Genomic DNA, 18135 nt, shown 5'->3' with positions numbered 1-18135 from the left:
GTACTGGTATCACCCGTACCCGCACACGTTGTCCGCCGCCCGGACCGCCGGTGGCATGGCCGGCCTGATCGTGGTCGACGGCCTCGACGAGTATCTGCCCGCGCCGCTCCGCGGGATCACGGAACACGTCGTCGCGCTCAAGGACTTCCAACTCGTGGGCGACCAGATCAAGACCACGAAGCTCAAGATCGGTGCACCCACGACACGCACCGTCAACGGGCAGCTCAACCCACGGATCCGGATCAGGCCCGGCGAGACCCAGTTGTGGCGACTCGGGAACATCGGGGCCAACATCCTCTACTAAGTGACGCTGCCGGGCACCGAGTTCCACATCGTCGCCGTACACCAGCGGCAAGGCCGGAAACCAGTTCCCCCGGGCGACACTGGCCACGGTCCGGACCGAGGGCGAACCGATGCGGCTCGCGGCCCTGCCCACAGCCTTCGCCCCGGTGGACGACCTCGGGAAGGAGGCCGTCGCGGGACGCGAGACGGTCATCTTCACGGAGAACAAGGCCGGCACGCTCTTCTACATCAACCACAAGCAGTTCGACCACGGCCGCGTCGACTTCCGGGCCAGGCTCAACACCGTCGAGGAATGGACGATCAAGAACGACAGCGACGAGTCCCACTCGTTCCACATCCACACCAACGACTTCCAGGTGATGCGTATCAACGGCAAGCCGCAGGTCAACTACGGCTTGTAGGAAACCGCCGACGTCCCGCCACGCGGAAACACGGTCATCCGTATCCGGTTCCTCGACTATCCGGGCAGGACGGTCCTGCACTGCCACATCCTCAACCATGAGGACGCGGGGATGATGGCGGTACTCCAGACCGACAAGTGACCGTCTCGAAGGGGCGTGGTGATTCTCGAAGGGAGAACTGAGCGGGGTGCGAGGGGCTCAGAGCCAGCCCCGCCGCTTGAAAATCACGTACAAACTGACGCAGACCAGCCCCATCAGGCCGATCGCGAAGGGGTATCCGAAGCTCCAGCCCAACTCGGGCATGTGCTCGAAGTTCATGCCATAGATGGTTCCGACGAGCGTGGGGGCGAAGAGGATCGCTGCCCAGCTCGAGATCTTCTTGATTTCCTCGTTCTGCTCGAACCCTGCCTCCGCCAACGCCCGCATCTCCGCGTTCTGTTGCTGGGTGACCAGGGTCGCGTTCACCGTCAGGATGTCCGCCAGTGCCTGGCGGAAGCCGTCGACGCGTTCGCTGGTGTGGGTGACGTGGTCGGCCACGTCCCGGAGGTAGCGCTGGAGTTCCTCGTCCGTGCCGTACTTGGCGAAGCCCGCCATCAGGCTGTGCAGCATGCCGACCAGGGGGCGGGTGGCGCGCTGGAACTCGACCATCTCGCGGGAGAGTTCGTAGATGCGGCGGGAGACGGCCGGGTCGCCGCGGAAGACCTCCGTCTCGATCTCGTCGATGTCGTTCTGGACACCGGCCACCACCGGCACATAGCCGTCGACCACCGCGTCCAGGATCGCGTACAGCACCGCCTCCGGCCCCAGTTTCAGCAGCTCCGGCGTCTCCTCCATACGGCGGCGGACGGCCGACAGGTCGGGGGCCGCGCCGTGCCGGACCGTGATCACGAAGTCCGGGCCCACGAAGACATGGAGTTCGCCGAAGTCGACCTCCTCCGGCGCGTCCAGATAGCGGGCGGCCCGCAGGACGACGAAGAGCGTCTCGCCGTAGCGCTCCAGTTTCGGCCGCTGGTGTGCCTCCATCGCGTCCTCGACGGCGAGCGGATGCAGATCGAACTCCTCGGCCAGGGAAAGGAGTTCGGACTCCGTGGGGCGCGCGAGGCCGATCCAGGCCATGCCGGACGGCTCGTCGCGCAGCTCCCGGAACGTGTCGGCGAGGGAGGCGGGCGAGGAGACGCGTACGCCGTCGCGGTACAGGGTCGCCTGTACGACGCTGGCCGCATCCGCCGTTTCCGGGGCCGGCGCGTCGGGGCCGCCCGCCGGAGGTTCGGCGGGCGGCGTCGCGGGCGGGTTCAGGGCCCGGCGCCAGGCGGACTTCCTGCCGTTCTTCGAAGCTGGGCGGGCGCGTCGCTCGGACATCGCGGCTGCCTCCCGTCTCGAACGTACGTCTGTGGTGATCACGGAGCAGGATATACGGGGCAAACGGCCTCGGCGTGCCCGGTGAGCGCGGTATCCGGTCGGAGTTGCGGACAGAAGGTGTCCGCAAGCCCCGCTAGCGTGCGCGGCATGACGAAGAGCACCTCGCAGAAGGCCACGGCGTCCCAGGTCACGGCATCCCATGTCACGGCGGCCACGGCGGCCACGGCGGCCACGGCGGCCACGGCGTCCAAGGCCAGGGCGTCCAAGGCGCCCAAGGCCTCCCGTGCCGCCGCGGCCGCTCCCGTGCTCACCCCCCGCGCCCTCAACCGCGCCACCCTCGACCGCCAGCTCCTGCTGCGCCGCGCGCCCCTGTCCGCGAAGGACGCCGTCGAGCACCTGCTCGGGCTCCAGGCGCAGAACGTGAAGCCGCCGTACTACGCCCTCGCCGCCCGCCTCGACGGGTTCACCCCCGAGGCGCTGTCACGGCTCATGGCCGACCGCGAGGTCGTCCGCATCGTCACCATGCGCTCCACCATCCACACCCACACCGCCGACGACTGCCTCACCCTGCGCCCGCTGGTGCAGGCCGCCCGCGACCGGGAACTGAACTACTTCCGCAAGGGACTCGCCGGCGTCGACCTCGACCGGCTCACCGCCGTCAGCCGCGAGCTCGTCGAGACCGAGCCGCGCACGATGAAGCAGCTCCGCGAGGCCCTGCTCGTGGAGTGGCCGGACGCGGACCCGCAGTCCCTCGCCGTCGCCGCGCGCTGCCGCCTCCCGCTCGTCCAGGTCACCCCGCGCGGTCTGTGGGGCAGGAGCGGTCAGGTCGCGCTCACCACCGCCGAGCACTGGCTCGGCCGTCCCGCCGGGCCTGCCCCCGCGCCCGACTCCACCGTGCTGCGCTATCTGGCCGCCTTCGGTCCCGCGTCGGTCAAGGACATGCAGACCTGGGCGGGTCTGACCCGGCTGCGGGACGCCTTCGAGCGCCTTCGCCCGCAGCTCGTCACCTTCCGCGACGAGACCGGCGTCGAGCTCTTCGACCTCCCGGACGCGCCCCGCCCGGCCGCCGACACCCCCGCGCCGCCCCGCTTCCTGCCCGAGTTCGACAACCTGCTCCTCTCCCACGCCGACCGCACCCGCGTGGTGCCCGCCGACCTCAAGGGCCGTACCTGGGCGGGGAACCAGGCGTACTGCACGCTCCTCGTCGACGGCTTCCTGGCGGGCGTCTGGCGGCTGGACGAGGACGCCCTCACCATCGAGCCCTTCGGCACGCTCACCAGGGCGCAGCGGCAGGAGGTGGTTCAGGAGGGCGAGCGGACGCTCGCGGTGATGGCCGGCGGCACGAACTCGTACGACATCCGGTTCGGGACCGTCGTACGGGCATGAGGTCAAGGACCGCGGATCACCGACGCGAAGAGGGCCATCGGCACGATGGAGGCCGATGGACAGATGGATAGGGGGCGTTGCGGGCCGCTCGTGGTGGCCCGCAACGCCCCCTGGTATTTACCTGAGGGGTGCTCAGGAGTTCATCGGTGACTACGAGTTGACCTGCGCGGTCACCAGGCTCGAGAAGGTCGTCAGGCGGGTGTAGACGCCCGGGTAGCCGGCCTCCGCGCAGCCCTCGCCCCAGGACGTGATGCCCGCCAGGACGCCGCCGATGAGCAGCGGGCCGCCGCTGTCGCCCTGGCAGGTGTCGACGCCGCCGGAGGTGTATCCGGCGCAGACCATGTCACTGGCGACGAAGTCGGAACCGTAGGAGCTGGCGCAGCTGGTGTTGGACACGATCGGGACGGTCGCGGTGCGCAGCTGGTTGGAGGAGCTGCCGTTCTCGGAGGTGGTGCCCCAGCCTATGATGCGGGCGGTGGCGCCGGTCGCGTAGATGCTCGTCTGGGACGACGAGACGTACGACGCCGGGGTGTACGACATCGACGTCGACAGGGTCAGCACGGCCACGTCGTCGCCGTTGGTGGCGTCCGTGTAGTCGGGGTTGATCCAGATCTTGCTGACCTTGCTGACGGTGCCGTTCGTGCCGTTGAGGTACGTTCTGCCGCCGACGACGCGGACGCTGCTGGTGGTCTCGCCGACCATACAGTGGGCGGCGGTGACGACCTTGGTGGCCGAGACCAGGGTGCCGCCGCAGAACTGGTTCTGCGAGGCGTCCGTGATCTGCATCATGAACGGGTACGCGGTCGTCGTGGTCGTCGAGCCGCCGACGATGGGCTGGGGGGCGGCGACGGCGCCCGGGGCGGCCAGCAGAGCCGTCGCCGCGGCGGCAGCGGTGGCGGCGACTACGGCGGCGGTCTTCTTTGCGCGATTGAGCCCGAACATGAGTCTCCTCAGGAGTGTTGCCGGTGGGGGGACGCGCGGGTGGGGGGTGGTTCACGGGGCCGCGGGACCGGCTCCGTGTGCCCGAGCGAGCGGCACGGCCCTTACGCTAGAAGCCGGCGGTCGCCCCTCCAATGAGGGAAGCCCCTAAGGGAGTTGGGCAGGGAAAACCCTCGGTCTCCGCGCGTAAACCCGCCCGGATCGCAATGGGCCGGGACTGCGCGGTGCGGGGTGGCGAGCGGCGGTTTGTTGGCCGGAATCCACGAGTCGACACCGCAGGCGCCGTTTCCGCGGGGCGGGCTCCACCGGCCGGGTCCGCGACGCGCGCCGGACGAGGAGCCGCGCAGCGCCTCCGACGCGGGCAGGGCCGAGACGGTCCCTACGCCGGACCGCGGCGGACTGCGCCGGACCGCGCCGGGCAGGCCCGCCCGTGCGTGACCCCTGGCCGACCGGGTCCGCCCCAGCGGCGGGCGGCTGCCGCCGGAGTCGGCCCCGGCCGTCTCCGGGAGTCGGCCCTGGCTGCCGTCGAGAGCCGGCGAGGTTGCCGCTGGAGTCGGCCCGGCTGCCCCCGGGAGTCAGCCCCGGCCGTCTCCGGGAGTCGGCCATGGCTGTCGCCGAGAGCCGGCGAGGTTGCCGCTGGAGTCGGCCCGGCTGCCCCCGGGAGTCGGCCCTGGCTGCCGCCGGAGTCGGCCCCGGCCGCCCTCGGGAATCAGCCATGGCTGCCGTCGAGAGCCGGCGAGGCTGCCGCTGGAGTCGGCGCGGCCGCCCTCGGGAATCAGCACCGACCGTCTCCGGGAGTCGGCCCCGACTGCCCCCGGAAGTCAGCCCCGGCTGCCGCCGGGGTTCAGCCCCGACCGTCCCCGGAAGTCAGCCCCGGCTGCCGCCGGAGTTCAGCCCCGACCGTCCCCGGGAATCAACCCCGGCACCCCCCGGAGTCAGCCCTGGCGGCCGCCCGCCGCCAGGCGCACGATGTCCACCCGGGACCGGATGCCCAGCTTCCGGTAGACCCTCGTCAGCGTTGCCTCCACCGTCTTCACGCTGATGAACAGGCGCGCGGCGATCTCGCGATTGGTCGCGCCCTCCATGACCAGCGCGGCCACCTGGCGTTCCGTCGCGGCCAGGGCGTCGAGGGCCGCCGTGGAGAGGGCCGGCTGGGCGGGCCCGGTGACCGTCGCGGTCTCCACCTGGCGCAGCCACGGCAGGGCGCGGCAGCGGCGGAACAGCCGGGCCGCCTCGTCGTACGAGGTCGGTCCGGGCCGATGCGTGCGCAGGCCGGCCAGGGCGAAGGCGGCCCGCGCCTCCTCCAGGCCGTAGCCCAGCTTGGCCAGCCGGTCCTGCGCGGACGTCAACTGCCGTGTGGCCGCGTCGATTTCGCCGCGTGCCGCCCGCGCCAGCGCCTCCGCCCGGTCCAGCACCGCGAGCACGCTCTCGCGCCCCAGCCGCAACGCCTGGGTACGCGTCGTGTCGATGAAGCCCTGCGCCTCCGCCGGTTCCCCGATGCGGACGAGCGCCTCGGCGAGGTCGCCGTGCCAGCGCCCCCGTGCGGGGTCGGTGACCCCGAGTCCCTCCTCCAGCTCCCGTACCCGCCGCAGCGACCGCACCGCTCCCGCCGCGTCCCCGGCCACGAGCTGGGCGTGCCCGAGGGCGCCCAGCGCGCGCGAGAGATAGACCAGGTCACCGTCCTCCTCCGCGCGCCCCACCGCCTCCCGGGCCAGCGTCAGCGCCCGGTTCACCTCGCCGCCCGCGGCCTCCGCGAGCGAGGTGAACATCGCGGTGGCGCCCTCGCCGATCCCGGTGTCCCGCGCCAGCCGGAGGCTCTCCCGGGCGAGGTCGAGCGCCCGCCCGCAGTGCCCGGCCCGCAGTTCGACCTCGGCGAGCGCCCGCAGGAAGTGCACCTCGCTCTCGACCATCCCGCGCCGCCGCACCTCGCGCAGCAGCGCGCTGATCGTCGTACGCGCCTCGGCGAGCTGGTCGCCCATGATCAGCCAGCGGAACCGGGCCGCACCGGCGCCGTTGTGGTCGCACGCCACCCGCGGGTCCTGCGGCTCCTTGAGCGCCCGCTTGATGGTGCCCGGGGCGTCCGGGTGCCCCATCAGGGTCTCCATCTGTGCCTGGAAGGCCAGCGCGAGGAGCTCGGCGCGCCGGTCGGCGGCGCGCGCGGCCAGCTCCGCGGACCGGGCGGCCTCCTCGCGGGCCTTGTCGAACTCGCCCTCCACCAGCAGCGCCCGCCACGCGAGCTGGTAGTGCACCAGGGCGAGAAGCCGGGGATCGTCGCCCGCGTCGGCCAGCGCCTGCGGGAAGACGGCGTCGACCTCGGCCATGGCCTGCCCCGCCGCGTCGATCACGACCATCCAGGCCCGTACCCGGTCCGCGGGCCCCCCGGCCCGCCCGAGCACCTCGCGGGCGATGTCCCGGGCGAGATCCGTCTCCCCGGCGGTCAGCGCGTCCTCGGCCGCCTGGAGGCGTCGCTCGTCCGGGCCCGGCACGGTGTCCGCCGGAGTGTGCCGGGCGGCGAGCAGTCCGAGCCCCGCCGCCACCGACGGCGCACCACGGTCCCGGGCGACCGCCGCCGCCTCCCCGAGCCGGGTGGCGACCCGGGGATCGGTCCCGGTGGTGGCCAGCGCGAGATGCCGGGCCCGCTCGATGGGATCGGAGGCCGCCGTGGACAGCGCGGCATGGGCGGCCCGTCGCTCCTGCGCGGTCGCCTCCGCGTACAGCGCGGCGGAGACGAGCGGATGCGCGAACCGTACGCCGGGTGCGTCCCGTTCCGTCACCAGCAGCCCGAGCGCGGCGGCCTGCGCCGTCTCCGCCTCCGCGTTCTCGCGGCCCGCGGCGTGCAGCAGGGCGAGCGTCGGGCGTGCTCCGGCGCTCGCGACGAGCAGGGTGCGGCGGGCCTGGGGCGACAGCATGTCCAGCCGGTTCAGGACGAGCGCGCGCAGCGAGGTCGGCACGGGCAGCGGCTCGCCCGGGCTCGGCGGGGTGGGGCTCTCGGCCAGCGCGCGGCCCAGCTCCAGCGCGAACAGCGGGTTGCCGCCGCTGGTGCGGTGGATGTCGCGCACCGTCGAACGGGGCAGGTCGGTGTGGCCGCGACGGCCGAGGAGCTCGGCGGTCTGGGCGCGGGAGAGGGGGTTCACGCGCACCGCGAGCGTCTCCGGCGGGGACGCGCGTAGATAGCGGTCGTGCTGCTGGCCCTGTGGTTCGGTGTCGGTACGGACCGCGCAGAGCATCTGGACGGGCATGCCGCCCAGACGCCGCGCGGCGAAGCCGAGGAGTTCGGCGCTGGCCGGATCCAGCCACTGGAGGTCGTCGGCGACGATCAGCACCGGGCCACGGGCGGCCAGGACACGGAGCGTGGAGAGCACCGCGAGGCGCAGCGCGAGTCCGTCGCGCTGGAGGGTGGACTCGCCGCGCCCGGTCAGCGCGGACTCCAGAGCGGTGCGCTGCGGGGCGGGCAGCCGGTCGAGGACCTCGTCCTCGACCAGACCGAGGAGGTCGGCCAGGGCCAGAAACGGAAGATGCGATTCGGACTCGGTGGACGAACACCGCAGGACGGTGTGCGCCGTTTCGCCGTATTCGGTGACCAGGGCCCGCAGGATGGTCGACTTTCCTATTCCGGCCGGGCCGTGCACCAGCACACTGCCCCCTCGGGTGAGCTGCTCGCGTGCCCCCGCGAACAGTTCTTCCCGGCCGATGACCAGGTCGGGGCGGGGTCTCGCAGGCTCCTTGAAGTCCCGTCGCACGGTCACCGCTCCCCTCGTGTGTCGTGTCCGGGCCAATATTAGGCAACGAATCTTTGAAATTCGGACGGACGGCGTGGTGAGGGAAATAACAGGTGGACGGCATAAGGGAATTCACTGAGGTGCCGAATGAATGAACGACGAAACCCCGGAGATGTGCAAATAGGGCGGGACGGTCGGAATCAGCCGCCGGGCAGTCGCCACCGTGAGGCCGTCGGGACCGTCGGCACCGTCGGCAGTCGCTACGGCAGCACCCCCGCCCGGCGCGCCGCGACCACCGCTTCCAGCCGGGTGTGCGCGCCGAGCTTGCGCATCGCCGACCGCAGATACCCCTTCACGGTCTCCGGGCGAAGCCCCAGCCGCTCGGCCGCGACCGCGTTCGTCGCCCCCGCCGCGACGCACACCAGCACATCCACCTCACGCGGTGCCAGCCCGAGCGCGTGTGCCGCGGCCGGCTCCGCCGACGCCGCTCCGGCCAACTGCCCGCACACCTCGAGGAGTTCGGCCCGCAGTGCCGGGTCCATGAGGCGCGGCGCCAGTGCCCGCAGCGCCCCGTGCGCCTCGCGCACCTGCTCCCAGGCCGCGCCCGACGCGGTCTCGGGTTCCCGCGCGGCCGTCATCAGGCTGTGCGCCTCGTCCCGCACGACCAGCGCCTGCTCCACGTCCCGGGCCGCCTCCACGGCCGCCGTGAGCGTCCGGTCGCCCAGCGGCTGAGCCGCCCGCAGAGCGCCGTACAGCACACCGCGCACCCGACGGCGTACGACCACGGGCACCGCGACCACGGACCGCAGTCCCTCGGCGGCGACCGCCACGTCGTACTCGTGGCTGATCTGCCGTGACGTCGAGTAGTCCGTCACCGCGCACGGCCGCGAGAGGGCGACGACCTTGCCGCCGAGCCCGCTGCCGGAGACCACCGCGAGCGAGCTGAGGGCGAGCGTCGTGTGGCCGCACAGTTCGCTGATGCGGATCTGCGGCCGCCCGGGCTCGACCAGTCCACCGAAGGCGACCGGGAGCCCCGTCGCCCGGCGCAGCCGTAGCAACGCGCCGCGCACCTCCACCGCCTCGGCTGCGTCTGCTGCCACCTGCTCGCCCCTTCATCGCGGCGCACCCCCCGTTCGGGGGTGGTGAGACCTGCATCACGGATTACACGATGTTAGGTGGCTGTCCGGCAATGAGGAGGACACATGACGGCGAACACGAGCGCGACGGACGCATTCAGGGCCGCGCGGGACTTCCTGCTGACGCACCGCGAGGACTACGCCACGGCCTACGAGGGCTTCCGCTGGCCCCGCCCGGAGCACTTCAACTGGGCGCTCGACTGGTTCGACGTCCTCGCGCGGGGCAACGACCGCACGGCCCTGCACCTCGTCGAGGAGGACGGCGCCACCACCCGGCTGTCCTTCGCCGAGCTGTCCGAGCGCTCCGACCGCGTCGCCAACTGGCTGCGCGCGCGGGGAGTCCGGGCGGAGGACCGCGTCCTGGTCATGCTCGGCAACCAGGCGGAGCTGTGGGAGACGGCGCTGGCCGCGATGAAGCTGCGCGCCGTCGTCATCCCCGCCACCCCGCTGCTGGGCCCCGCCGACCTGCGCGACCGCGTCGAGCGGGGACGCGTCCGGCACGTCGTGGTGCGCGCCGAGGACACCGGCAAGTTCGACGAGGTGCCCGGCCGTTACACCCGGATCACCGTCGGCGGCGAGCGGCCCGGCTGGCAGTCGTACGAGGAGGCGTACGCGGCCGACGCGGCCTTCGAGCCGGACGGCATCACCCATGCGGACGATCCGCTGATGCTGTACTTCACCTCGGGCACGACCGCCCACCCCAAGCTGGTCGAGCACACCCATGTGTCGTACCCGATCGGCCACTTGGCGACGATGTACTGGATCGGACTCGAACCGGGCGACGTCCACCTGAACATCTCCTCGCCGGGCTGGGCCAAGCACGCCTGGTCGAACCTCTTCGCCCCCTGGAACGCGGAGGCGACGGTCTTCCTGCACAACTACACGCGCTTCGACGCGGGCCGTCTGCTGACGGAGATGGACCGCGCCGGGGTGACCACCTTCTGCGCCCCGCCCACCGTCTGGCGCATGCTCATCCAGGCCGACCTGACCCAGCTGCGGACCCCGCCGCGCGAGGCGGTGGCCGCGGGCGAGCCGCTGAACCCAGAGGTCATCGAACAGGTGCGGCGCGCCTGGGGCGTCACCATCCGGGACGGCTTCGGACAGACGGAGACGGCGGTCCAGGTCTCCAACAGCCCCGGGCAGAAGCTGAAGACGGGCTCCATGGGGCGGCCGAGCCCCGGGTTCCACGTCGAACTGCTCGACCCCGTGTCGGGCGCGCCGGGAGTGGACGAGGGCGAGATCGCGCTGGATCTCTCGGCGCGGCCCGTCGGTCTGATGACCGGCTACCACGGTGACGCCGACCGCACCGCCGAGGCGATGGCAGGCGGCTACTACCGGACCGGTGACATCGGTTCGCGCGACGCGGACGGCTACATCACGTTCGTGGGCCGGCGCGACGAGATCTTCAAGGCCTCCGACTACAAGATCTCCCCGTTCGAGCTGGAGAGCGCGCTGCTGGAGCACGAGGCGGTGGCGGAGGCGGCCGTGGTGCCCGCGCCGGACGAGCTGCGGCTCGCCGTGCCGAAGGCGTACATCGTCCTGGCGGCGGGCTTCGAGCCGGGCCCCGACACGGCGAAGGTGCTCTTCGAGCACGCGCGCTCGGTCCTGGCGCCGTACCAGCGCATCCGCAGGCTGGAGTTCGGTGAACTCCCCAAGACCGTGTCCGGCAAGATCCGCCGGATCGAGCTGCGCGAGGCCACGGCGGCGGGCTCGGCCGAGGAGTACCGCGAGGAGGACTTCCGGTGACCGAACTGTCGTACGCGCACGGGACGAGCACGACACCGCTCCTCGGCGACACCATCGGGGCGAACCTCGACCGGGCGATCGCCGCGTATCCCGACCGTGACGCCCTCGTGGACGTGCCCTCCGGGCGGCGCTGGACCTACGCCGAGTTCGGTGCCGCCGTCGACGAGGTGGCGCTGGGGCTGCTCGCCAAGGGCGTGCTGAAGGGCGACCGGGTCGGCATCTGGGCGGTCAACTGCCCCGAGTGGGTGCTCGTCCAGTACGCGACCGCCCGCATCGGCGCGATCATGGTGAACATCAATCCCGCCTATCGCGCCCACGAGTTGGCGTACGTCCTCCGGCAGGCGGGGATCTCGGTGCTCGTCGCCTCGCTCGCGCACAAGAGCAGCGACTACCGCGCCCTGGTCGACCAAGTGCGTGAGAAATGCCCCGAGTTGCGGGAGACGGTCTACATCGGCGACCCGTCCTGGGAGGCGTTGACGGCGGGCGCGGCCTCGGTTCCGTACGAGCGGCTGATCGCCGGCGCGGCCGACTTGAGCTGTGACGACCCGGTCAACATCCAGTACACCTCGGGCACCACGGGCTTCCCCAAGGGGGCCACCCTCTCGCACCACAACATCCTCAACAACGGCTACTGGGTGGGCCGTACGGTCGGCTACACCGAAGAGGACCGGGTGTGCCTGCCCGTGCCGCTCTATCACTGCTTCGGCATGGTCATGGGAGCTTTGGGCGCCACGTCGCACGGCGCGTGCATCGTGCTCCCTGCCCCTTCCTTCGACCCGGCCGCCACCCTTGCGGCGGTCCAGCGGGAGCGCTGCACGTCCTTGTACGGCGTGCCGACCATGTTCATCGCGGAGTTGAACCTCCCGGACTTCGCGTCGTACGACCTCTCCTCGCTGCGCACCGGCATCATGGCGGGCTCGCCCTGCCCGGTGGAGGTGATGAAGCGGGTGGTCGCCGAGATGCACATGGCGGAGGTGTCCATCTGCTACGGCATGACGGAGACCTCGCCGGTGTCGTTGCAGACGCGCCGCGACGACGACCTGGAGCACCGCACCGGCACCGTCGGACGCGTGCTCCCGCACATCGAGGTCAAGGTCGTCGACCCGGCAGGCGGGGTGACGGTGCCGCGCGGCACCGCGGGCGAGCTGTGCACCCGCGGCTACAGCGTCATGCTCGGCTACTGGGACGAACCCGAGAAGACCGCGGAGGCCGTGGACGCGGGGCGCTGGATGCACACGGGCGACCTCGCCGTGATGCGCGAGAACGGGTACGTCGAGATCGTCGGCCGCATCAAGGACATGATCATCCGGGGTGGGGAGAACATCTACCCGCGCGAGATCGAGGAGTTCCTGTACGGGCATCCGAAGATCGCCGACGTACAGGTGGTCGGCGTGCCGCACGAGCGGTACGGCGAGGAGGTCCTGGCCTGCGTCATCCCGCGCGATCCGGCCGACCCGCCGACGCTGGAGGAGCTGTGGGCCTTCTGCGACGGGCAGCTGGCCCACTACAAGATCCCCAGTCGGCTGCGGATCCTGGACTCCTTCCCGATGACGGTGTCCGGGAAGGTGCGCAAGATCGAACTGCGGGAGCAGGCGGCGCGGGAGGGGCGGGACGACTGACGCGGCGCCCGGCCGGGCCTCACGCGCCGGTGGCCACCAGGTCGTCGGCGAGGCTGTTGACGGGCTGCGGGGTGCCCGTGAGGTCGAGGACGAAGAGGGGGACGCCGAGGCGGTCGGCGACGGCGCGGGCGTCGTCCGCGTAGCCCGCGAGGGAGAAGTAGACGCACCCGGCGGACTCCGTCATGGCCGTCAGCCACAGGCACTCCACGTCCCGCAGCGAAGCCGGCCGCACCGTCGGGTCCACCTGCGCGAGCATTCCGCGCGCCGCGAGCCCGATCCCGTTCGGCGGGCGCTGGTCCGCGCGCCGGACGTCCTGGTACCCCAGCCAGCGCAGATACAGCGCGGCGGCGGTCACGGCGTCCCGCGCGGTACGGATGGTGACGGGCTGGAAGGCGGGGCGGGCCGACGGGGTGGCGCGGGGGAGCGCGGCGGGGCGGGGGCGCGAGCGGCGCGTCGTGCCGGGGATGCGCGGGATGGATCCGGCCGCACCTCCCGGTGCCGCCGCTGCGCCCGGCTTCGCGGCGGACGGGCGGGGGCCCGGCGTTGAGCCGCGGGGGCCGGGCGCCGAGGACGGTGCGCCGGGCGCCGGTCCGGGCGCTTCCGGCGTCGGCGGGTGGTCGTCCGGCGTTGGTGTGTGGTGGCCCGGCGTCGGCTCCTGTGGATCCGCCGGTTCTCCGACGGGGGGCGCCCCGCGAGCGTCGTCGGCCTCCGCTGCCGGCCGCGGCGCCTGGCCCGGCGTACCCGGCCCGCCCGACACCGGAATCCGCAGGACGACCCCGCAGTGGCAGCCCAGCTCGGGGTGCGGCCACTGGTCCTCGCGCCCGCAGGCCCCGCAGCGGACGGTGACCCAATCCTCGTCCCAGGTGCGGTGGGTGACGGCGCTCGGGGCGGCGGCACGGTCGAGCGGGGGAGCGACGGGGGCACCGCAGGCGCACGGATAGGACGGTGTCGCGTACAGGTGCTCGCGCCGGCACACCGGACACCGCACGGGCACGCTCTCGGCCATGGCCCACTCCACCGGATGACGTCGGGACAGCGCCTCCATCGTCCTCCAGTCACGGCACTCCCGGCAGCGAAACGCGGTGACGCCCAGGGCCGGATTCCCGGCACCGCGTCCGGCATCGGCCCGAGGGGGCACCGACCTCGCCCCACTCTTGACGCTCTTCACCCCGCCCCCTACATTGCTTCCAGATAGTAGAAGTTACTTTCCACTATGCGGAACAATGAAGAAGTCGACGGAAACATGGCTCTCCGCTGGGCGCGACGGGAGCGCGAATCCGACAGCCGAAGCAGGAGTACTCAATGGCTCGTATGACCGCTGCCCGTGCGGCAGTCGAGATCCTCAAGCGCGAGGGCGTCCGCAGCGCGTTCGGTGTCCCGGGCGCGGCGATCAACCCCTTCTACGCGGCCCTCAGGGCCTCCGGCGGGATCGATCACACCCTCGCCCGCCATGTCGAGGGCGCCTCGCACATGGCCGAGGGCTACACCCGTGCGCACCCGGGCAACATCGGCGTCTGCATCGGTACGTCGGGCCCCGCGGGCACCGACATGATCACCGGTCTCTACTCCGCCATCGGCGACTCGATCCCGATTCTGTGCATCACCGGCCAGGCGCCGACCGCCGTGATCCACAAGGAGGACTTCCAGGCCGTCGACATCGCCTCGATCGCCAGGCCGGTCACGAAAATGGCCGTCACCGTCCTCGAGGCCGCGCAGGTTCCCGGCGTCTTCCAGCAGGCCTTCCATCTCATGCGCTCCGGCCGGCCCGGGCCCGTCCTCATCGACCTGCCGATCGACGTCCAGCTCACCGAGATCGAGTTCGACCCGGAGACGTACGAACCCCTCGCGGTCTACAGGCCCGCCGCCACCCGCGCCCAGATCGAGAAGGCGATCACCCTTCTCAACGAGTCCGAGCGCCCGCTGATCGTCGCCGGCGGCGGCGTCATCAACGCCGACGCCTGCGAACTCCTCGTCGAGTTCGCCGAGTTGACGGGGGTCCCGGTCGTCCCGACCCTGATGGGCTGGGGCGTCCTGCCCGACGACCACGAGTTGAACGCCGGTCTGGTCGGCCTCCAGACCTCGCACCGCTACGGCAACGCCACCTTCCTGGAGTCCGACTTCGTCCTGGGCATCGGCAACCGCTGGGCCAACCGCCACACCGGCAGACTGGACGTCTACACGGCCGGCCGGACGTTCGTGCACGTCGACGTCGAGCCCACCCAGATCGGCAGGATCTTCGCCCCGGACTACGGCATCGCGTCCGACGCGAAGGCCGCCCTCGAACTGTTCGTCGAGGTGGCACGGGAGCTGAAGTCCGCGGGCGGGCTGCCCGACCGGTCCGGGTGGGCGGCCTCCACCCAGGAGCGGAGGGCCACCCTCCAGCGCCGTACGCACTTCGACGACATCCCGATCAAGCCGCAGCGCGTCTACGAGGAGATGAACAAGGCCTTCGGCCCACAGACCCGGTACGTCTCCACCATCGGCCTCTCGCAGATCGCCGGCGCCCAGCTGCTGCACGTCCACCGGCCGCGGCACTGGATCAACTGCGGCCAGGCCGGGCCGCTCGGCTGGACCGTCCCGGCCGCGCTCGGCGTCGCCAAGGCCGACCCCGAGGCACGGGTCGTGGCGCTCTCCGGGGACTACGACTTCCAGTTCATGATCGAGGAGCTGGCGGTCGGCGCGCAGCACCGGATCCCGTACGTCCACGTCCTGGTGAACAACGCCTACCTGGGCCTGATCCGGCAGGCACAGCTCGGTCTTGACATCAACTTCCAGGTCAACCTGGAGTTTGAGAACATCAACTCCCCGGAGCTGGGCGTCTACGGCGTCGACCACGTCAAGGTCGTCGAAGGCCTCGGCTGCAAGGCGATCCGGGTCACCGACCCCGGCGAGCTGGGCGCCGCCTTCGAGCAGGCCAAGAAGCTCGCCGCGGAGTACCGGGTGCCGGTCGTCGTCGAGGCGATCCTGGAGCGGGTCACCAACATCGCGATGAGCAGGACGAACGACATCAGCGACGTCGTGGAGTTCGAGGAGGTGGCGACCGAGCCCGGGCACGCCCCGACCTCGATCAGGACGCTGAAGGTCTGATAGCGGGACACAGGCCTGACACGGGGGTCAGGCGGGGGTTTCTCGACAGGGGCGGCTCATCCGGGGGAGAGCCGCCCCTCCTCCGTGCGCGGGCGGCCGGCCCCGACCGGCCTTGCCGCCCTCGACATCCCGGTGCTCCTGCCGTTCCCCGCGACGCGGCCCGCCCCCACGGGCCGCGTCCCCGGGCTGATCCCCCGTACCCCCGTACCCCCGTACCAGAGGCCCGCCGCCCCCGTGCCGGCGGGCCTCATGTGTCGAGGATGTGCCCTCGCCCGGGGTTGGTTGAAGCCCTTTGACCGTTGTTCAGAGCTTGATTTGAGGGTTCCGTAGGACACGTACGCCGAGTGGCGTACGTGTTCTCAGTCGTCTTCTCAGTCGTCCTCGTGCTCCGACAGTCCCGGCCAGTCGTCCGGCCCGCCGCCCTGCCATTCGATGAGGTCGCTCTCCTCGACCTCGATCCGGTCCAGGTCGGCCATGCGCAGGATCTCGATGACATCGTCCAGATGGGAGGCGATCCCGAGGGGCGCGTCGCCCGCGGTGACCCGCCGGGATCCGTCCAGGGCCGGTGGATGCACCACTATGTGCGGATACTTCGTCGCGTGTTCCATGCCTTCAGGCTCGCGCCGCCGGGACGGATCCGCACCCGGAAACGCCAGGGAGCGCCGGATACGGGACCGTCCGTATCCGGCGCTCAGAGGCCTGGCTGGGACCGCGGCGGCTGCGACGGAGCCGTGGCCTTCTTCCCTCAGGTCGAGAAGGAGGCCGCGGGACCTTCACCACCGCACTGGCTCGCATACCGCCGCGGTCCTCGCCGTGCCCGCGCGGTGTGGGGCGACCACCCCTCTTCCGGGTCGCTCGACCGTCGCGGGCGGTGCGCCCGGGGTCCGACCTCCTGTCGGGACCCGGGCGCCGTCCGGGGATTCAGTCCTCGCGCAGGGCGCGGACCGCCTCCTCCACACGCGTCCCGTACTCCGGGTCCGCGGCGTGGAAATGGGTGAGGTTCTTCTCGATCACGTCGTCGCGGGAGACCTGCGAGAGGCCACCGGCGATGTTCGCGACCAGCCGGGACCGCTCCTCGGCCGACATCAGGCGGTACAGCTCGCCCGCCTGGAAGAAGTGGTCGTCCTTGGTGTGCGGCGGGGCCTCGTGCGTGCCCGTGTGGCCGGTCACCGCCAGCGGGGCCGACAGCGGCCGGCCGGTCTCGGCCGGGCCGTCGTACGAGTTGGGCTCGTAGTTCTTCGCGGCGCGGCCCTGTGCGGGGGAGGCCATGAGGCCGTCACGGCCGTAGTTGCTCACGACCGTCGCCCTCGGGGCGTTGACCGCGAGCTGCGTGTGATTGACGCCGAGGCGGTAACGGTGGGCGTCCGCGTACGCGAACAGGCGGCCCTGGAGCATCTTGTCCGGGGAGGGGCCGATGCCCGGCACGAAGTTGTTCGGGGAGAAGGCCGCCTGCTCCACCTCCGCGAACACGTTGTCCGGGTTGCGGTCCAGGACCAGGCGGCCCACCCGCTGGAGCGGGTAGTCCGTGTGCGGCCACACCTTCGTGAGGTCGAACGGGTTGAAGCGGTACTCCGCCGCCTCCGCCGCCGGCATGATCTGCACGTACAGCGTCCAGGACGGGCGCACACCCCGTTCGATGGCCTGGAGCAGGTCCGTCTGGTGGGAGTTCGGATCCGTGCCCGCGATCTCCTGAGCCTGTTCGGCGGAGAGGCTGCGGATGCCCTGGTTCGTCTTGAAGTGGTACTTGACGAAGAAGGCCTCCCCCTCGGCGTTCGTCCACTGGTAGGTGTGCGAGCCGTAGCCGTTCATATGACGGTACGAGGCCGGGATGCCGCGGTCGCCCATCAGCCAGGTCACCTGGTGCGTCGCTTCGGGGCTGTGCGCCCAGAAGTCCCAGACGTTGTCCGGCTCCTGCTTGCCCGTGAACGGGTCGCGCTTCTGGGAGTGGATGAAGTCGGGGAACTTGAGCGGGTCCTTGATGAAGAAGACGGGAGTGTTGTTGCCTACGAGGTCGTAATTCCCCTCCTCCGTGTAGAACTTGACCGCGAAGCCGCGCGGATCACGGACCGCGTCCGCGCCGCCCAGGCTGTCGGCCACCGTCGAGAATCGCAGGAAGACCTCGGTGCGCTTGCCGACCGTGTTCAGGAAGTCGGCGTACGTGAAGCCGGTGACGTCGTCGGTCACCTCGAAGTGGCCGTACGCGCCGGAGCCGCGGGCGTGCACCACGCGCTCCGGAATGCGCTCGCGGTTGAACCGGGCGAGCTTCTCCAGGAGGTGCTGGTCCTGGAGCAGGAGCGGACCACCGACGCCGGCGGTGGCTGAGTTCTGGTTGTCGGCGACCGGGGCGCCGGACTCGGTCGTAAGCACGCGCTTCGACATCGTGCACCTTCCATGCGAGGGGCAGCGGAAACCTTCTTCCGCTTCGTGGAGCCTAGGTATG

General features: G+C 71.6%; 12 protein-coding genes and 1 pseudogene. 6 read left to right on the top strand and 7 right to left on the bottom strand.

Translation table 11 applies throughout. From position 1 onward, the window contains the following. Positions 1 to 28 precede the first annotated feature (28 nt). Complete coding sequence (locus GTY58_RS39560) at positions 29 to 304, top strand: hypothetical protein (RefSeq protein WP_010983478.1); 276 nt, start codon at positions 29 to 31, stop codon at positions 302 to 304. A gap of 109 nt (positions 305 to 413) precedes the next feature. Further along, positions 414 to 845: pseudogene (locus tag GTY58_RS39555) on the top strand (multicopper oxidase domain-containing protein). Positions 846 to 902: 57 nt separating this feature from the next. On the opposite strand, the gene GTY58_RS10720 reads toward GTY58_RS39555, so the two are convergent. Continuing rightward, positions 903 to 2063 (bottom strand): magnesium and cobalt transport protein CorA, encoded by a 1161-nt coding sequence (locus GTY58_RS10720; protein ID WP_010983476.1) that lies wholly within the window; start codon positions 2061 to 2063, stop codon positions 903 to 905. A 147-nt stretch (positions 2064 to 2210) separates the two neighbouring features. Between GTY58_RS10720 and GTY58_RS10715 the strand changes: the two genes are divergently transcribed. Further along, on the top strand, positions 2211 to 3449 hold the full coding sequence (locus GTY58_RS10715; RefSeq protein ID WP_078936633.1) for a winged helix DNA-binding domain-containing protein: 1239 nt from the start codon (positions 2211 to 2213) through the stop codon (positions 3447 to 3449). Between the two features lie 150 nt (positions 3450 to 3599). Here GTY58_RS10715 and GTY58_RS10710 read toward each other — a convergent pair whose 3' ends face one another. From GTY58_RS10710 to GTY58_RS10700, 3 genes are all read right to left on the bottom strand, one after another. Next, a complete protein-coding gene (locus tag GTY58_RS10710) occupies positions 3600 to 4391 on the bottom strand; it encodes a serine protease (protein WP_010983474.1) in 792 nt (263 codons plus the stop codon). Between the two features lie 932 nt (positions 4392 to 5323). After that, positions 5324 to 8128 carry a LuxR family transcriptional regulator gene (locus GTY58_RS10705; RefSeq protein ID WP_037647478.1) on the bottom strand — a complete coding sequence of 935 codons (2805 nt, stop codon included), beginning with the start codon at positions 8126 to 8128 and terminating at the stop codon, positions 5324 to 5326. Positions 8129 to 8367: 239 nt separating this feature from the next. Next, positions 8368 to 9207: a helix-turn-helix transcriptional regulator gene (locus GTY58_RS10700; RefSeq protein ID WP_010983472.1), complete on the bottom strand. Its 840-nt coding sequence runs from the start codon at positions 9205 to 9207 to the stop codon at positions 8368 to 8370. 102 nt (positions 9208 to 9309) lie between these two features. On the opposite strand from GTY58_RS10700, the gene GTY58_RS10695 reads away from it, so the two are divergent. Beyond that, on the top strand, positions 9310 to 10989 hold the full coding sequence (locus GTY58_RS10695; RefSeq protein ID WP_010983471.1) for an AMP-binding protein: 1680 nt from the start codon (positions 9310 to 9312) through the stop codon (positions 10987 to 10989). Then, positions 10986 to 12608, top strand: a complete 1623-nt coding sequence (locus GTY58_RS10690) for an AMP-binding protein (protein ID WP_010983470.1) — start codon at positions 10986 to 10988, stop codon at positions 12606 to 12608. The genes GTY58_RS10695 and GTY58_RS10690 overlap by 4 nt, the downstream gene beginning before the upstream one ends. Before the next feature lie 19 nt (positions 12609 to 12627). Here the strand turns inward: GTY58_RS10690 and GTY58_RS10685 are convergent, their stop codons facing one another. Continuing rightward, positions 12628 to 13614 (bottom strand): hypothetical protein, encoded by a 987-nt coding sequence (locus GTY58_RS10685; protein WP_171033201.1) that lies wholly within the window; start codon positions 13612 to 13614, stop codon positions 12628 to 12630. Between the two features lie 296 nt (positions 13615 to 13910). On the opposite strand from GTY58_RS10685, the gene gcl reads away from it, so the two are divergent. Next, positions 13911 to 15695, top strand: coding sequence for a glyoxylate carboligase (gene gcl, locus GTY58_RS10680; protein ID WP_010983468.1), 1785 nt, complete (start codon positions 13911 to 13913; stop codon positions 15693 to 15695). A gap of 371 nt (positions 15696 to 16066) precedes the next feature. On the opposite strand, the gene GTY58_RS10675 is transcribed toward gcl, so the two are convergent. After that, positions 16067 to 16303 carry a hypothetical protein gene (locus GTY58_RS10675; RefSeq protein WP_010983467.1) on the bottom strand — a complete coding sequence of 79 codons (237 nt, stop codon included), beginning with the start codon at positions 16301 to 16303 and terminating at the stop codon, positions 16067 to 16069. A 313-nt stretch (positions 16304 to 16616) separates the two neighbouring features. Continuing rightward, on the bottom strand, positions 16617 to 18074 hold the full coding sequence (locus GTY58_RS10670) for a catalase (protein ID WP_010983466.1): 1458 nt from the start codon (positions 18072 to 18074) through the stop codon (positions 16617 to 16619). Positions 18075 to 18135: the final 61 nt, after the last annotated feature.

The organism is Streptomyces sp. SID5469 (assembly GCF_009862865.1).
Lineage (GTDB): Bacteria > Actinomycetota > Actinomycetes > Streptomycetales > Streptomycetaceae > Streptomyces > Streptomyces avermitilis.
The sequence above is the reverse complement of the archived record's forward strand: the minus strand, read 5'-3'. Positions and strand labels throughout refer to the sequence as shown.